The sequence below is a fragment of the Escherichia sp. MR genome (assembly GCF_005280595.1).
Classification (GTDB): domain Bacteria; phylum Pseudomonadota; class Gammaproteobacteria; order Enterobacterales; family Enterobacteriaceae; genus Escherichia; species Escherichia ruysiae.
This window is the reverse complement of the sequence record NZ_SZVK01000026.1, coordinates 1-15,833: the sequence shown is the minus strand read 5'-3', so window position 1 is coordinate 15,833 and position 15,833 is coordinate 1. Positions and strand designations below refer to the sequence as shown.

Annotated in this window: 13 protein-coding genes and 1 pseudogene; 11 read left to right on the top strand and 3 right to left on the bottom strand. The window is 51.0% G+C overall.

Annotation, left to right across the window (positions count from 1 at the left end):
* The first annotated feature begins 42 nt into the window (after positions 1-42).
* The 6 genes from ilvB (at position 43) to uhpT (ending at position 7,120) form a co-directional block, all read left to right on the top strand.
* Entirely contained in the window at positions 43-1,731 is a 1,689-nt protein-coding gene (ilvB, locus tag FC814_RS12675; RefSeq protein ID WP_137326014.1) for an acetolactate synthase large subunit, read from the top strand.
* A gap of 3 nt (positions 1,732-1,734) precedes the next feature.
* Positions 1,735-2,025: an acetolactate synthase small subunit gene (gene ilvN / locus FC814_RS12670; protein WP_001181709.1), complete on the top strand. Its 291-nt coding sequence runs from the start codon at positions 1,735-1,737 to the stop codon at positions 2,023-2,025.
* A 73-nt stretch (positions 2,026-2,098) separates the two neighbouring features.
* A complete protein-coding gene (uhpA, locus tag FC814_RS12665; protein WP_137326013.1) occupies positions 2,099-2,689 on the top strand; it encodes a transcriptional regulator UhpA in 591 nt (196 codons plus the stop codon).
* The gene (gene uhpB, locus FC814_RS12660) at positions 2,689-4,197 is read left to right on the top strand and encodes a signal transduction histidine-protein kinase/phosphatase UhpB (protein ID WP_137326024.1); all 1,509 of its coding nucleotides are present in this window, start codon (positions 2,689-2,691) and stop codon (positions 4,195-4,197) included. Before uhpA ends, uhpB begins: the two co-directional genes overlap by 1 nt.
* Before the next feature lie 9 nt (positions 4,198-4,206).
* Complete coding sequence (gene uhpC / locus FC814_RS12655) at positions 4,207-5,526, top strand: MFS transporter family glucose-6-phosphate receptor UhpC (protein WP_137326023.1); 1,320 nt, start codon at positions 4,207-4,209, stop codon at positions 5,524-5,526.
* A 202-nt stretch (positions 5,527-5,728) separates the two neighbouring features.
* Entirely contained in the window at positions 5,729-7,120 is a 1,392-nt protein-coding gene (uhpT, locus tag FC814_RS12650; protein WP_000879190.1) for a hexose-6-phosphate:phosphate antiporter, read from the top strand.
* A 43-nt stretch (positions 7,121-7,163) separates the two neighbouring features.
* On the opposite strand, the gene adeD is transcribed toward uhpT, so the two are convergent.
* Positions 7,164-8,930, bottom strand: coding sequence for an adenine deaminase (gene adeD, locus FC814_RS12645; RefSeq protein WP_137326012.1), 1,767 nt, complete (start codon positions 8,928-8,930; stop codon positions 7,164-7,166).
* Between the two features lie 174 nt (positions 8,931-9,104).
* Between adeD and adeQ the strand changes: the two genes are divergently transcribed.
* The 3 genes from adeQ (at position 9,105) to nepI (ending at position 12,345) form a co-directional block, all read left to right on the top strand.
* Positions 9,105-10,439 (top strand): adenine permease AdeQ, encoded by a 1,335-nt coding sequence (adeQ, locus tag FC814_RS12640; protein WP_016159934.1) that lies wholly within the window; start codon positions 9,105-9,107, stop codon positions 10,437-10,439.
* A gap of 52 nt (positions 10,440-10,491) precedes the next feature.
* Positions 10,492-10,944, top strand: a complete 453-nt coding sequence (locus FC814_RS12635; RefSeq protein ID WP_010344415.1) for a DUF1198 domain-containing protein — start codon at positions 10,492-10,494, stop codon at positions 10,942-10,944.
* A 210-nt stretch (positions 10,945-11,154) separates the two neighbouring features.
* On the top strand, positions 11,155-12,345 hold the full coding sequence (nepI, locus tag FC814_RS12630; protein ID WP_032226856.1) for a purine ribonucleoside efflux pump NepI: 1,191 nt from the start codon (positions 11,155-11,157) through the stop codon (positions 12,343-12,345).
* 41 nt (positions 12,346-12,386) lie between these two features.
* On the opposite strand, the gene yicS is transcribed toward nepI, so the two are convergent.
* Positions 12,387-12,680 carry a protein YicS gene (gene yicS, locus FC814_RS12625; RefSeq protein ID WP_010350505.1) on the bottom strand — a complete coding sequence of 98 codons (294 nt, stop codon included), beginning with the start codon at positions 12,678-12,680 and terminating at the stop codon, positions 12,387-12,389.
* A 219-nt stretch (positions 12,681-12,899) separates the two neighbouring features.
* On the opposite strand from yicS, the gene nlpA reads away from it, so the two are divergent.
* Positions 12,900-13,718 (top strand): lipoprotein NlpA, encoded by an 819-nt coding sequence (nlpA, locus tag FC814_RS12620; RefSeq protein ID WP_000779439.1) that lies wholly within the window; start codon positions 12,900-12,902, stop codon positions 13,716-13,718.
* Between the two features lie 25 nt (positions 13,719-13,743).
* Here the strand turns inward: nlpA and FC814_RS12615 are convergent, their stop codons facing one another.
* Positions 13,744-14,646: a carboxylate/amino acid/amine transporter gene (locus FC814_RS12615; protein WP_000535939.1), complete on the bottom strand. Its 903-nt coding sequence runs from the start codon at positions 14,644-14,646 to the stop codon at positions 13,744-13,746.
* A gap of 485 nt (positions 14,647-15,131) precedes the next feature.
* On the opposite strand from FC814_RS12615, the pseudogene fliB reads away from it, so the two are divergent.
* Positions 15,132-15,758: pseudogene (gene fliB, locus FC814_RS12605) on the top strand (flagellin lysine-N-methylase); the annotation flags it as partial.
* Positions 15,759-15,833: the final 75 nt, after the last annotated feature.

Sequence of the window (15,833 nt, the reverse complement as noted above, 5' to 3'; positions counted from 1 at the left end):
AAGCGCCCCCGGAAAGTCGGCTCAGAAGAAAAGGACTGGAGTATGGCAAGTTCGGGCATAATATCGACACGCAAGCGTTTTACTGGCGCAGAATTTATCGTTCATTTTCTGGAACAGCAGGGCATTAAGATTGTGACGGGGATACCTGGCGGCTCGATTCTCCCTGTCTATGACGCCTTAAGCCAAAGCACGCAAATCCGCCATATTCTGGCTCGTCACGAACAAGGCGCGGGATTTATCGCCCAGGGGATGGCGCGTACCGACGGCAAACCCGCAGTTTGCATGGCCTGTAGTGGGCCGGGGGCGACTAATCTGGTGACTGCCATTGCCGATGCGCGGCTGGACTCTATCCCGCTGATTTGCATCACCGGTCAGGTTCCTGCCTCAATGATTGGCACCGACGCTTTCCAGGAAGTCGATACCTACGGCATCTCTATCCCCATCACCAAACATAACTATCTGGTCAGACATATCGAAGAACTCCCGCAGGTCATGAGCGATGCCTTCCGCATTGCGCAATCAGGCCGTCCTGGCCCGGTGTGGATAGACATTCCTAAGGATGTGCAAACAGCGGTTTTTGAGATTGAAGAACAACCTGTTATGGCAGAAAAAGCCGCCGCCCCCACCTTTAGCGAAGAAAGCGTTCGTGACGCTGCGGCAATGATTAACGCCGCCAAACGCCCGGTGCTTTATCTGGGGGGCGGTGTCATTAACGCGCCTGCACGGGTGCGTGAACTGGCAGAGAAAGCCCAGTTGCCCACCACCATGACCTTAATGGCGCTGGGCATGTTGCCGAAAGCGCATCCACTGTCGCTGGGTATGCTGGGGATGCACGGTGTGCGCAGCACCAACTATATCTTGCAGGAGGCGGATCTGCTGATTGTTCTCGGAGCACGTTTTGATGACCGGGCGATTGGCAAAACGGAGGAGTTCTGTCCGAACGCCAAAATCATCCATGTGGATATTGACCGCGCAGAGCTGGGTAAAGTGAAGCAACCGCATGTGGCGATACAGGCGGATGTCGATGACGTGCTGGCGCAACTGATCCCGCAGGTGGAAGCCCAGCCGCGAGCAGAGTGGCATCAACTGGTGGCTGATTTACAGCGCGAATACCCGTGTCCAATTCCAAAAGCGTGCGATCCGTTAACACATTACGGCCTGATTAATGCCGTTGCCGCCTGCGTGGATGACAACGCGATTATTACCACTGATGTTGGTCAGCATCAGATGTGGACGGCGCAGGCCTATCCGCTCAATCGCCCACGTCAGTGGCTGACCTCCGGTGGGCTGGGTACGATGGGCTTCGGCCTGCCTGCGGCGATTGGCGCGGCGCTGGCGAACCCCGATCGCAAAGTGTTGTGTTTTTCCGGTGACGGCAGTCTGATGATGAATATTCAGGAGATGGCCACCGCCAGCGAAAACCAGCTTGATGTCAAAATCATTCTGATGAACAACGAAGCTCTGGGGCTGGTGCATCAGCAACAAAGTCTGTTCTACAAGCAGGGTGTTTTTGCTGCCACTTATCCGGGCAAAATCAACTTTATGCAGATTGCCGCCGGATTCGGCCTCGAAACGTGTGATTTGAATAACGAAGCCGATCCGCAGGCCGCATTGCAGGAAATGATTAATCGCCCTGGTCCGGTACTGATCCATGTACGGATTGATGCGGAAGAAAAAGTTTACCCGATGGTGCCGCCAGGTGCGGCGAATACTGAAATGGTGGGGGAATAAACCATGCAAAATACAACTCATGACAACGTGATTCTGGAACTCACCGTTCGCAACCATCCTGGTGTAATGACCCACGTTTGTGGGCTTTTTGCCCGCCGCGCCTTTAACGTTGAGGGCATTCTCTGTCTGCCTGTTCAGGACAGCGACAAAAGCCATATCTGGCTACTGGTGAATGATGATCAGCGGCTGGAGCAGATGATAAGCCAGATAGACAAACTGGAAGATGTGGTAAAAGTGCAGCGTAATCAGTCCGACCCGACCATGTTTAACAAGATTGCTGTGTTCTTTCAGTAACCGCTCAAGGCTTGAACAGCGGCGCGCTTATCGTTAAGGTAAGCGCGTTTTTTTTACCCGCCAGGACAAGACCATGATAACCGTTGCCCTTATAGACGATCACCTTATCGTCCGCTCCGGCTTTGCGCAGTTGCTGGGGCTGGAACCTGATTTGCAGGTAGTTGCCGAGTTTGGTTCGGGGCGCGAGGCGCTGGCCGGGTTGCCAGGGCGCGGTGTGCAGGTGTGTATTTGCGACATCTCTATGCCGGATATTTCCGGTCTGGAGCTGCTAAGCCAACTACCGAAAGGCATGGCGACAATTATGCTCTCCGTTCACGACAGTCCGGCGCTGGTTGAACAGGCGCTCAATGCAGGGGCACGCGGCTTTCTCTCCAAACGCTGTAGCTCGGACGAACTGATCGCTGCGGTGCATACCGTTGCCACGGGCGGCTGTTATCTGACGCCAGATATCGCCATTAAACTGGCATCCGGTCGTCAGGATCCGCTGACCAAACGCGAACGTCAGGTAGCGGAAAAGCTGGCGCAAGGGATGGCGGTGAAAGAGATTGCCGCCGAACTGGGCTTGTCGCCGAAAACTGTGCACGTACATCGCGCTAATCTGATGGACAAACTGGGCGTCAGTAACGATGTTGAACTGGCTCGCCGCATGTTTGATGGCTGGTGATGAAGACATTTTTCTCCCGCTTAAATACTGTAATTTCCTGCTTTTTTATCTTCTCTGCCGCATGGTTTTGCCTGTGGAGTATTAGCCTGCATCTGGTTGAACGACCGGATCTGGCGGTATTGCTGTTTCCGTTTGGTCTGCGACTGGGGCTGATGTTGCAATGCCCGCGCGGATACTGGCCCGTGTTGCTGGGCGCGGAATGGCTGCTGATTTACTGGCTGACGCAGGCTGTCGGGTTAACGCATTTTCCATTATTGATGATCGGTAGTTTATTGACGTTACTGCCCGTGGCGTTGATTTCCCGCTTTCGCCATCAGCGCGACTGGCGCACATTGTTGTTACAGGGGGCTGCGTTGACGGCGGCAGCGTTGTTACAGTCGCTGCCCTGGCTTTGGCACGGGTATGGTAACGAATCGTGGAACGCGTTGTTATTAACCTTAACTGGTGGTCTGACGCTGGCTCCTGTTTGCCTTGTGTTCTGGCACTACCTGGCGAATAACACCTGGCTGCCGCTGGGGCCGTCGCTGGTTTCTCAGCCGATAAACTGGCGCGGGCGGCATCTGATTTGGTACTTGCTGCTGTTTGTTATCAGCCTCTGGCTGCAACTGGGACTGCCGAACGAACTGTCGCGTTTTACGCCATTCTGCCTGGCGCTGCCGATTATCGCTCTGGCCTGGCACTATGGTTGGCAAGGGGCGCTGATTGCGACGTTGATGAATGCCATTGCGCTGATTGCCAGCCAGACATGGCGCGATCATCCGGTAGATTTATTGCTCTCGCTTCTGGTGCAAAGTCTGACAGGGCTGTTACTGGGCGCAGGCATCCAGCGGTTGCGTGAACTTAACCAGTCGCTGCAAAAGGAGCTGGCACGCAATCAGCATCTTGCCGAACGTTTGCTGGAAACCGAAGAGAGCGTGCGCCGCGATGTGGCGCGTGAACTGCACGACGATATCGGTCAGACCATCACCGCCATTCGTACTCAGGCGGGCATTGTTCAGCGGCTGGCGGCAGATAACGCCAGCGTGAAGCAGAGCGGGCAGTTAATCGAACAACTGTCGCTGGGCGTTTACGACGCGGTGCGCCGCTTATTAGGACGGTTACGTCCGCGCCAGTTGGATGATCTCACCCTGGAGCAGGCTATCCGTTCATTGATGCGAGAAATGGAGCTGGAAGGTCGCGGCATTGTCAGTCATCTTGAATGGCAGATAGATGAATCAGCATTAAGTGAAAACCAGCGTGTGACGCTGTTTCGTGTCTGCCAGGAAGGGCTGAACAACATTGTGAAACATGCCGATGCCAGTGCGGTCACGCTGCAAGGCTGGCAGCAGGTTGGGCGATTAATGCTGGTGATTGACGACGATGGTAGCGGTTTGCCGCCAGATTCAGGGCAACACGGTTTTGGTCTCACCGGAATGCGCGAGCGCGTAACGGCGTTGGGTGGCACCTTGACCATATCCTGTCTGCACGGCACGCGCGTCAGTGTCTCTCTACCCCAACGTTATGTGTAAGGCTTGATGATGTTGCAGTTCCTGAAAGCACCTGCCGACGCGCCGCTGATAAGCGATAAACGTGAAATTGATGCCCGCTATCGTTACTGGCGTCGGCATATTTTGCTGACAATCTGGTTGGGCTATGCGCTGTTTTATTTCACGCGTAAGAGTTTTAACGCCGCTATGCCAGAAATCCTTGCCACTGGCGTGCTAAGTCGTAGCGATATCGGCCTGTTAGCAACCCTGTTTTACATCACCTACGGTTTGTCGAAGTTTGTTTCCGGCATTGTCAGCGACCGCTCAAATGCGCGTTATTTTATGGGGATGGGGCTTATTGCGACTGGCATCATCAACATTCTGTTTGGATTTTCCACTTCGCTATGGGCGTTTGCCGTGCTCTGGGTGTTGAACGCTTTTTTCCAGGGCTGGGGTTCGCCGGTTTGTGCGCGGCTGTTAACCGCCTGGTATTCACGTACCGAGCGCGGCGGTTGGTGGGCGTTATGGAACACGGCGCATAACGTTGGCGGCGCGTTGATCCCTATTGTGATGGCGGCAGTTGCGCTGCATCACAGCTGGCGTATCGGGATGATGGTTGCCGGTTGTATGGCGATAGTCGTGGGGATTTTTCTTTGCTGGCGACTGCGCGATCGCCCGCAGGCATTAGGTTTACCGGCGGTCGGCGAATGGCGACACGACGCGCTGGAGGTCGCCCAGCAGCAGGAAGGCGCAGGGCTGACGCGTAAAGAGATCCTCACCAAATATGTGTTGCTGAATCCGTATATCTGGTTGCTTTCGTTCTGCTACGTGCTGGTCTACGTGGTTCGCGCAGCGATCAACGACTGGGGCAACTTGTACATGTCCGAGACGCTGGGCGTCGATCTGGTCACGGCGAATACAGCAGTGACGATGTTTGAACTGGGCGGATTTATCGGTGCGCTGGTTGCCGGTTGGGGTTCGGACAAACTGTTTAACGGCAACCGTGGGCCGATGAATTTGATTTTCGCCGCCGGGATTTTGCTATCAGTCGGCTCGCTGTGGCTAATGCCGTTTGCCAGCTACGTGATGCAGGCGACTTGCTTCTTCACCATTGGTTTTTTTGTTTTTGGCCCACAGATGTTAATCGGTATGGCAGCAGCAGAGTGTTCCCACAAAGAAGCGGCAGGGGCGGCGACGGGGTTTGTCGGCTTGTTTGCTTACCTGGGGGCGTCGCTTGCTGGTTGGCCGCTGGCGAAAGTGCTCGATACCTGGCACTGGAGCGGTTTTTTTGTGGTTATCTCCATTGCCGCCGGGATCTCGGCCTTGCTATTACTGCCCTTTTTGAATGCTCAGGCACCGCGCGAAGCGTGATACATCTCACCTTTTTACCTCATATCCGGCAAAACTAAGAAATTTTCCAGGTTTTGCCTGGACACTATCTCAGGCCTGATTGGCTGCTGATTTTTACAATGCCATCATTCATTAATTCTTTCCCCAATTAATTCAAGTTGCAGGAATACATGCAGCTAAAGCACCTGCGGCTTGAAGAATGATGGGAAATCAGGAGTAACCCATGCTGGCTTTCCTCAACCAGGTTCGCAAGCCGACTCTGGATCTTCCGCTCGAAGTGCGGCGCAAAATGTGGTTCAAACCGTTCATGCAATCCTACTTGGTGGTCTTTATTGGCTACCTGACGATGTATCTGATTCGCAAGAACTTTAACATTGCGCAGAACGACATGATCTCCACTTACGGGTTGAGCATGACGCAGTTGGGGATGATCGGCCTGGGCTTCTCCATCACTTATGGCGTGGGTAAAACGCTGGTCTCCTACTACGCCGACGGCAAAAACACCAAACAGTTCCTGCCTTTCATGCTGATCCTCTCTGCCATTTGTATGCTGGGCTTCAGCGCCAGTATGGGCAGCGGATCGGTTAGCCTGTTCCTGATGATTGCGTTTTACGCCTTAAGCGGCTTTTTCCAGAGTACTGGCGGCTCATGCAGTTATTCCACCATCACCAAATGGACGCCGCGTCGTAAGCGCGGGACGTTTCTCGGTTTCTGGAACATTTCCCACAACCTCGGCGGTGCGGGCGCGGCGGGTGTGGCGCTGTTCGGCGCAAATTACCTGTTCGACGGTCATGTGATCGGCATGTTTATTTTCCCGTCGATTATCGCGCTGATTGTCGGTTTTATCGGCCTGCGTTACGGCAGTGACTCCCCTGAAGCGTATGGCCTCGGTAAAGCCGAAGAACTGTTTGGTGAAGAGATCAGCGAAGAGGACAAAGAGACGGAATCCACGGATATGACCAAGTGGCAGATCTTTGTTGAGTATGTGCTGAAAAACAAAGTGATCTGGCTGCTGTGCTTCGCCAACATCTTCCTGTACGTGGTGCGTATTGGTATCGACCAGTGGTCAACCGTGTACGCGTTCCAGGAACTGAAACTCTCTAAAGCGGTGGCGATTCAGGGCTTTACGCTGTTTGAAGCAGGCGCACTGGTCGGTACTCTACTGTGGGGCTGGCTCTCTGACCTGGCGAACGGTCGCCGTGGCCTTGTAGCCTGCATCGCGCTGGCGCTGATTATCGCGACACTCGGTGTGTATCAGCACGCCAGCAATCAATATATCTACCTGGCTTCTCTCTTTGCATTAGGTTTCCTGGTATTTGGCCCGCAATTGTTGATTGGTGTGGCCGCAGTTGGCTTTGTACCGAAAAAAGCGATCGGCGCTGCCGACGGGATTAAAGGCACCTTCGCCTACCTGATTGGTGACAGCTTTGCCAAGTTAGGTCTGGGGATGATTGCCGATGGTACTCCGGTATTCGGCCTCACCGGCTGGGCTGGAACCTTCGCCGCGCTGGATATCGCCGCAATTGGCTGTATCTGTCTGATGGCGATAGTCGCGGTGATGGAAGAACGCAAAATCCGCCGCGAGAAAAAAATTCAGCAGTTGACAGTGGCATAAACGTAACTGGTGACTTTTGCCCGGCATGACGCCGGGCATTTTTTTATTCCGCAATTTCCAGCGTAGTGAAGGCAAACTTCTCGCCATCAAACAACCCCTGGCTGGTCAGTTTCAACGCGGGGATCACTGGCAGGGAAAGAAACGCCATCTGAATAAACGGTTCATCCGGTAACGAACCACATTTGCGGGCGGCAACTTTCAGGGCGTCAATTTGCTCCGCCAGCGACTGCGCCGTGTCGGTGCTCATCAGGCCGGCAATGGGCAACGGTAGATGGCTCTGCACCTGACCGTCACGCACCACACACAGCCCGCCGCCATCCTGAATCACCTGATTTACCGCCAGCGCCATCTCTTCCGTACTACGACCGATCACCACAATGTTATGGCTGTCATGGCTAACCGTCGCAGCCAGTGCACCTTCATTCAGACCAAAGCCCCCAAGCAAACCACAGGCCGGAGCCAGTCGTTGCCCGTAACGCTCAAGCACGGCAATAAAGCACACATCATCGCGATCAAAACCATTTTCGCTATAGACGCTGGAGCGGGAGTGCGTAATCAGCTCATTATGGATAACGTCAATGACCCGATAGCGTTTTCCGGGCGTAAATTGTAGGGCAAAGTCGCTGGCGGAAATCGGCTGGCGAGCAATAGTATTGCCATACGGTGGGGCGGATTGCGCCAGTCTCGCCGACTCTTGTGCTTGCAAGGTTTGCGCGTCAATCGGTTCGCCTTTCACCAGTACCTGCTGCACCGTGACCTTACGCGCATCACTTAACAGGACAATATCGGCCTGCTTGCCGGGCGCCAGTAAACCGAGATGATTAAGACCAAAATGGCGCGCTGTTGACCAACTGGCGACGCGATATGCCACATGCAGCGGCACATTGTGCTGTTCGATCAGGCGGCGAATTAAGGCATCGATATGCCCTTCATGGGCGATTTCCCACGGGTTACGGTCATCGGTACAGAGCATACATTGCGGGCTATTAAATTCGTTGATTAACGGAGCCAGCGCGTTGAGGTTGCGGGCAGCGGATCCTTCGCGGATCATCAACGACATGCCGAGTTGTAATTTCCGACGGCCTTCTTCCAGCAAATAGCTCTCATGGCAGTTTTCAATACCGGCAGCAATATAGGCGTTAAGTTCTTTACCGCCTAAACCGGGGCAGTGACCGTCCAGCGTCAGATGGCGAAACGCGTCCAGTTTATCGAGCAGCGCATCCTGCCCGCTAATTACGCCAGGGTAGTCCATCATTTCCGCGAGACCGGTAACCTGCGGGTGATCTCGCCAGGCGAGCATCTGTTCGAGAGTAAAACTGGCGCCGTTTACATCGCAGCCTTCCAGTGCGGGTACGCAAGAGCTAACTTGCAAATACTGATTCTGCTTTGCCTGTTCTGCGCAGCGAGCAAACCAGGCGAATCCGGATTCGCCCATGACATTGACGATTTCATGGGGATCGCAAATAACAGTTGTCAGGCCGCGTGGCAGGGTGGCGGTTTCAAAGGTGACTGGCGTCATCATGCTGGATTCAATATGCAGGTGAGCATCAATAAATCCTGGTACTGCCGTTGCGCCGTTAGCATCAATTCGGTGCAAAGCCGGAGCGTTGACGTATTCTGCGCCAACACCAGCAATGTAACGCCCTTTAATCACAATCGGGCCGGAAATTTCTCCGCCATTGATCAGATCCAAAATAGAGACATTATCAATAATATAATCGGCAACGGCTTCGCCACGGGATACGGCTAACAATTCCTGGTATTCGCTCCGACTAATGTAATGAAATTTATGGCTAATAGAATTATTCATGTTTTTCTCATTTTGATTTTATCAAATTGATTATTATTTATCATAAAGAAACGTCGCGAGATTATTAAAGAATATCCATTAATGTGCAATTGAAATGTGATAATTATCACTGAACCAGTGTTGTCATTTGTTTTACAAAAGCAAGGATTTAAATTTCCTTCAATGGACAAAAAAATGAATAATGACAATACCGATTACGTGAGTAATGAATCAGGGACGCTTTCGCGATTATTTAAACTTCCTCAACATGGAACCACCGTCCGCACAGAATTGATTGCGGGGATGACTACTTTTTTAACCATGGTGTACATCGTTTTTGTTAACCCGCAAATCCTTGGCGCGGCACAAATGGACCCGAAAGTGGTATTTGTCACCACCTGTTTAATTGCCGGTATTGGCAGTATTGCGATGGGGATATTTGCTAACTTACCCGTGGCGCTGGCACCGGCAATGGGGCTGAACGCCTTCTTCGCGTTCGTGGTCGTGGGGGCGATGGGGATCTCCTGGCAGACCGGGATGGGAGCCATATTCTGGGGCGCAATCGGACTGTTTTTGCTCACGCTCTTTCGTATCCGTTACTGGATGATTTCCAACATTCCATTAAGTTTACGTATTGGTATCACCAGTGGTATCGGGTTATTTATTGCCTTGATGGGATTAAAAAATACCGGTGTTATTGTCGCCAATAAAGATACGCTGGTTATGATTGGCGATTTAAGTTCTCACGGCGTGTTGTTAGGTATTTTAGGTTTTTTTATTATAACCGTGTTGTCATCACGTAATTTTCATGCGGCGGTGTTGGTTTCTATTGTTGTTACTTCCTGCTGTGGATTATTTTTCGGTGATGTTCATTTTAGCGGTATCTATTCCATTCCACCCGATATTAGCGGTGTCATTGGTGAAGTCGATTTGAGCGGCGCGTTGTCGCTTGAACTTGCCGGTATCATTTTCTCCTTTATGCTGATCAACCTATTTGATTCATCAGGAACATTAATTGGGGTAACTGATAAAGCTGGCTTAATAGATAGTAACGGTAAATTCCCCAATATGAATAAGGCGCTGTATGTCGATAGCGTCAGTTCGGTGGCGGGTGCGTTTATCGGCACCTCGTCTGTTACTGCCTATATTGAAAGTACTTCTGGTGTGGCGGTCGGTGGCCGCACGGGGCTGACTGCGGTTGTGGTCGGCGTTATGTTCCTGTTGGTTATGTTCTTCTCACCGCTGGTGGCAATGGTTCCACCCTATGCGACTGCCGGGGCGCTCATCTTCGTGGGCGTGTTAATGACCTCAAGTCTGGCGCGCGTTAACTGGGATGATTTTACCGAATCGGTGCCCGCATTTATTACTACGGTGATGATGCCCTTTACTTTCTCGATCACTGAAGGTATCGCGCTGGGCTTTATGTCGTACTGCATTATGAAAGTTTGTACCGGACGATGGCGCGATCTGAACCTGTGTGTGGTGGTTGTAGCGGCGCTGTTTGCGCTGAAAATCATCCTGGTGGATTAGTATCTGATAAGTGTTTCCAGATATCATGAGGGCCGGTTACGCAGGAGAACTCATGATCTGGATTATGCTTGCCACACTGGCGGTGGTGTTTGTGGTTGGTTTTCGGGTGCTGACATCCGGGGCCAGAAAGGCGATTCGCCGTCTCAGCGATCGGCTGAATATTGATGTCGTACCCGTCGAATCGATGGTCGATCAGATGGGAAAGTCAGCGGGTGACGAATTTTTACGTTATCTGCATCGCCCGGATGAGTCGCACCTGCAAAATGCTGCGCAGGTGTTGCTCATCTGGCAAATTGTCATTGTCGATGGTAGCGAACAGAACCTGTTGCAATGGCATCGAATTTTACAAAAAGCCCGCCTCGCAGCTCCCATTACCGACGCACAGGTCAGGCTGGCGCTGGGTTTTCTGCGCGAAACTGAACCTGAAATGCAGGAGATTAACGCTTTCCAGATGCGCTATAACGCGTTCTTTCAGCCTGCCGAGGGCGTTCACTGGCTGCATTAAAACCGCTTCGTCTTATCAGCCTACAGACCGCGCCTGACCTGTAGGGGGGATAAGGCGTTCATGCCGCATTCGGTAATCTTTGCCCTGTTCCGTTTCGATCTTAACTCCAGCTCAAGCAACACCGTAAAAGTTGCAGAAACGTTAAATACGTCACACATTTCAATGCTAAACTGACCGGCTTTTCCCCTGAAACATGCCACGGGTAACACCATGAGTGAACATATCGAAGAAAACTGTGGCGCGGATGCCATCACCCGACCGAACTGGTCAGCCGTTTTCTCGGTGGCGTTTTGCGTCGCCTGCCTGATTATCGTTGAGTTTTTACCTGTCAGTTTGCTGACGCCGATGGCGCAGGATTTAGGCATTTCGGAAGGGCTTGCCGGGCAATCGGTGACCGTGACCGCCTTTGTGGCGATGTTTGCCAGTTTGTTTATTACCCAGACAATTCAGGCCACCGACCGCCGCTACGTTGTTATTTTGTTCGCCGTTTTGCTGACGCTCTCTTGCTTACTGGTTTCCTTTGCCAGCTCGTTCAGAATGTTATTAATCGGTCGAGCCTGTCTGGGGCTGGCGCTGGGCGGATTCTGGGCGATGTCAGCGTCACTGACCATGCGTCTGGTGCCGCCTCGTACGGTGCCGAAGGCGCTGTCGGTGATCTTCGGCGCGGTTTCTATTGCGCTGGTGATTGCCGCGCCGTTAGGCAGCTTTTTAGGCGAGCTTATCGGCTGGCGCAATGTCTTTAATGCGGCAGCGGTGATGGGCGTGCTGTGTATTATCTGCATTATCAAATCATTGCCTTCGCTGCCTGGCGAACCCTCGCATCAGAAACAAAATACCTTCCGTCTGTTGCAGCGTCCGGGGGTGATGGCCGGGATGATCGCTATCTTTATGTCCTTTGCGGGGCAATTCGCTTTCTTCACCTATATTCGACCGGTATATATGAATCTGGCGGGATTCGGCGTAGATGGCTTAACGCTGGTGCTGTTGAGTTTTGGTATCGCCAGTTTTGTCGGTACGTCGCTTTCGTCGATCATTCTTAAACGTTCAGTAAAACTGGCCTTAGCGGGAGCACCGTTAGTGCTTGCTCTTAGTGCACTGGTACTGACGTTGTGGGGAAGCGATAAAATTATTGCTACCGGTGTGGCGATTATCTGGGGGCTGACCTTTGCTTTAATTCCCGTGGGCTGGTCAACGTGGATCACCCGCTCATTAGCCGACCAGGCAGAAAAGGCGGGATCTATTCAGGTGGCTGTTATTCAGCTTGCCAATACCTGCGGCGCGGCAATTGGCGGTTATGCACTGGATAACATTGGCCTGACTTCGCCGTTAATATTGTCCGGCACGTTGATGTTGCTTACCGCGCTGTTGGTTACTGCAAAGGTGAAAATGAAGAAATCCTGATATCAGGTTAAAGAAGTGTTGGTCAGTGGCTGTTGCCGCTCTTACATATCCGGGCATTCTACCCTGCCCAACGCTTCCCAGTAGTTACTCTGATTATTACGCTCCATCGCCACGATGGCTTCGCGTATGTGTTGTTTATTGCTTTCATCAGACAACATTAACTTTTCCCACGCTTCATCTGATAACGATGCCTGCGGGGTACAAATTTTTCGCAAATCCTGTAATACCGTATTTTTCTCTTTCGCCGATTGTAACGAGCTAAAAGGCGACTCGGCATACACGATACCCGGCATCGCGAAAACAGCGAAAATAAGAAGCAGCGTCGTTGGTTTCATGAGTTCTACCTTTTTACAAATGGCATCGAATGAAGCATAAGTGTAGTTTGTTTTCATCGCTCTAATCATGCTGTACGAAACGCGTTTTAGTATTCAGTAAGAAGTGCCAGACCTTATATTCCTCTTTTATTCCTTTTTCTTCTTATCGATAGCATTTCGTTTTTTAACCGCAGCGACCTTACCGCTATAGTCAGGTCATCATTAATAAAAGGATAAAAAATGAAACTGACAACACATCATCTACGAACAGGAGCAGCGTTATTACTGGCAGGAATACTACTGGTAGGCTGCGACCAGCAAAGCAGCGATACCAAACACATTAAAGTTGGCGTCATAAACGGTGCCGAACAAGATGTGGCGGAAGTCGCAAAAAAAGTGGCTAAAGAGAAGTATGGCCTTGAGGTTGAACTGATTGGATTTAGCGGTTCATTGCTGCCGAACGATGCAACAGATCATGGTGAACTGGATGCCAATGTATTCCAGCATCGCCCTTTCCTTGAACAGGATAATCAGGCGCACGGTTATAAACTGGTGGCGGTGGGAAATACCTTTGTATTCCCCATGGCGGGATATTCGAAAAAAATTAAAACGGTCGATCAGCTAAAAGATGGGGCGACAGTGGCGATTCCGAATGATCCGACCAACCTTGGGCGGGCGCTGTTACTTTTGCAAAAAGAGAAACTGATTACGTTGAAAGAAGGGAAAGGTTTACTGCCAACGGCATTGGATATTACCGATAACCCGCGTCATTTGCAGATAATGGAACTGGAGGGGGCACAGTTGCCGCGTGTACTGGACGACCCGAAAGTGGATGTGGCGATTATCAGCACGACTTATATTCAGCAAACCGGGCTTTCCCCGGTGCATGACAGCGTATTTATTGAAGATAAAAATTCGCCGTATGTGAACATTCTGGTGGCGCGGGAAGATAACAAGGATGCAGAAAACGTGAAGGAATTTTTGCAATCTTATCAATCACCAGAAGTTGCTAAAGCGGCAGAAACTATCTTTAACGGTGGCGCGGTGCCGGGCTGGTAATTATCAACCGCGCCGCGCCAGACGATCACATTTTTCTGGCGCGGCGGCGGGAATCCATTGAAATCAAAATCACCGATGACAGAATCAGCAGCGTTCCCAGCCAGTCAGGTAATGTGAAAGTGATCCCCAGCAACAGCAAAGAGAGCAGCGCGCTACTTAATGGTTCTGCACAGCTCAAAATGCTGGCTTTTGGCCCGCCAATTAACTGTGCGCCTTTCAGATACAGACTAAAGGTTAGCGAAGTTCCAATTACCACCAGATAGAAAAATGCCAGAATCAGGCTGCCATTAACCACGAAATTTGTTCCTTGTCCGGCATAAAAGGGCAACAGGATCAGACCTCCAATGAGCATACTCCAGCCGACCACTGGCAACGTGCCGTAACGGGAAATGAGCGTTGAGGGGTATGTTGTATAGAATGCGGCAGCAAATGCCGAGGCGATACCCCAGAATAACGCAGCAGGAGAGATCGATAATGACGTCGGATTACCGTGCGTCACCAATAAAAACGTACCAATCAGCGATGTCAGAATGGCGCAAAAAACCAGGATGCCGGGGCGTGATTTACGTACCAGTGAGAACCATGCCACGATAATCGTTGGTGATAAAAATTGCAGCACCGTTGCTGTAGCAGCATTGGATTTTTCAATTGTCAGTAAGAAAGTAAGCTGGACGGTCAGTGCGCCAACAACGGAAAAAATCAGCAGGCTGATGGCATCTTTATGATTTTTAATGATTGAGAAGACTTTATCGCCGTGGACAAAGGAGAGCGTTAGCAGAATAAAACCGGCAAATATCAGTCGCGTCATAGTCAGAAACTGCGATGACATCTGGCTTTGCTCCATGATGTATTGTGCGCAGACACCTGAACTTCCCCACAATACGGCGGCAATTAGAACGTTCAGCATCCCCTTTCTGGTGGAACCCATTTTTCCCCTCTACATACGGTTTTGTCATTTATGTATGCAGGCATGATAGCAAAAATGGCAAGGATGGCTCTGTTCATATAAGGCATATTTATGTTGCCTTTCAGCAATAGTTACGCATCTTGAGCAATAACAGGCAGACCATTGATACGTCTGACATTATTATCGCCAGCCAGAAGCAGTCTGAAAATAAAATCGACCGTGAGGCTTTTATATTATCCTCGTCGGAATCATAAATATTTTTCTCATAAGTATCCTTCATAGTTTGCGTCGGTCGTTATTCAAAAGCATTGAAATCTCTTATCACGTCGCAACGAAATATTTTTGCATTAGCGTCGCTGACAAATAGCGTGGGTAATTTGATGAGGTCGAGCATTATTCTTTATCTTTATGAAACGCGTGAAATGCTTATTAAATCGTCATGTTATGGCGTTATCATTTTTTTCTGACAGCATGTTACTGTTCGCTTTTTAAACGCGAAGAATGTTATGCAAATCCATAAAGTGATCAAACCCGAGTTTGTGAAGAAGTTTTCCTGTGTCGGACCTGACTGCCTGATTTCCTGTTGTCAGGGATGGCAAATAGATATCGACAAGAAAACTCATCATGATTACCTCAACGCACACCATCTGGAAATTTCCAGGCTGGCGAAAGAGAATTTGATGCTGGTGCGAAAAGGTAAACAAAGATATTCGAGAATTAAGCTGGACGCGCAGGGGCAGTGTCCGTTTCTCGACGAAAATAAACTCTGCCTGGTTCATCGCGAGCTGGGAGGCAACGCGCTTTCAGTTACCTGTTCTACTTATCCACGTTGTAAAAAGCACTACGCGGATACAACTCGTTATTCGATGACGCTTTCATGTCCGGAAGTAGCCCGGCTGGTATTGTTCGATGCCGACAGCATGTTAGTGCATGAACAAGATGAGCTGCTGGCGAAGGCGAAAAACAATATCATCGCCCGGCAGCAGCCGGTTAATCAGATCCAACAGATTGTGCATCTCTTTGCCTGGCACCTTCTACAGTCGCCATCGTTGAACGTTGAAGAGAACCTGATGGCGCTGGCACAGTTTATGGTTTACTTGCAACGCATTGAGTTCGATCTGCATCGCCATTTTGGGTGATGCTGCCAACTTACTGATTTAGTGTATGATGGTGTTTTTGAGGTGCTCCAGTGGCTTCTGTTTCTATCA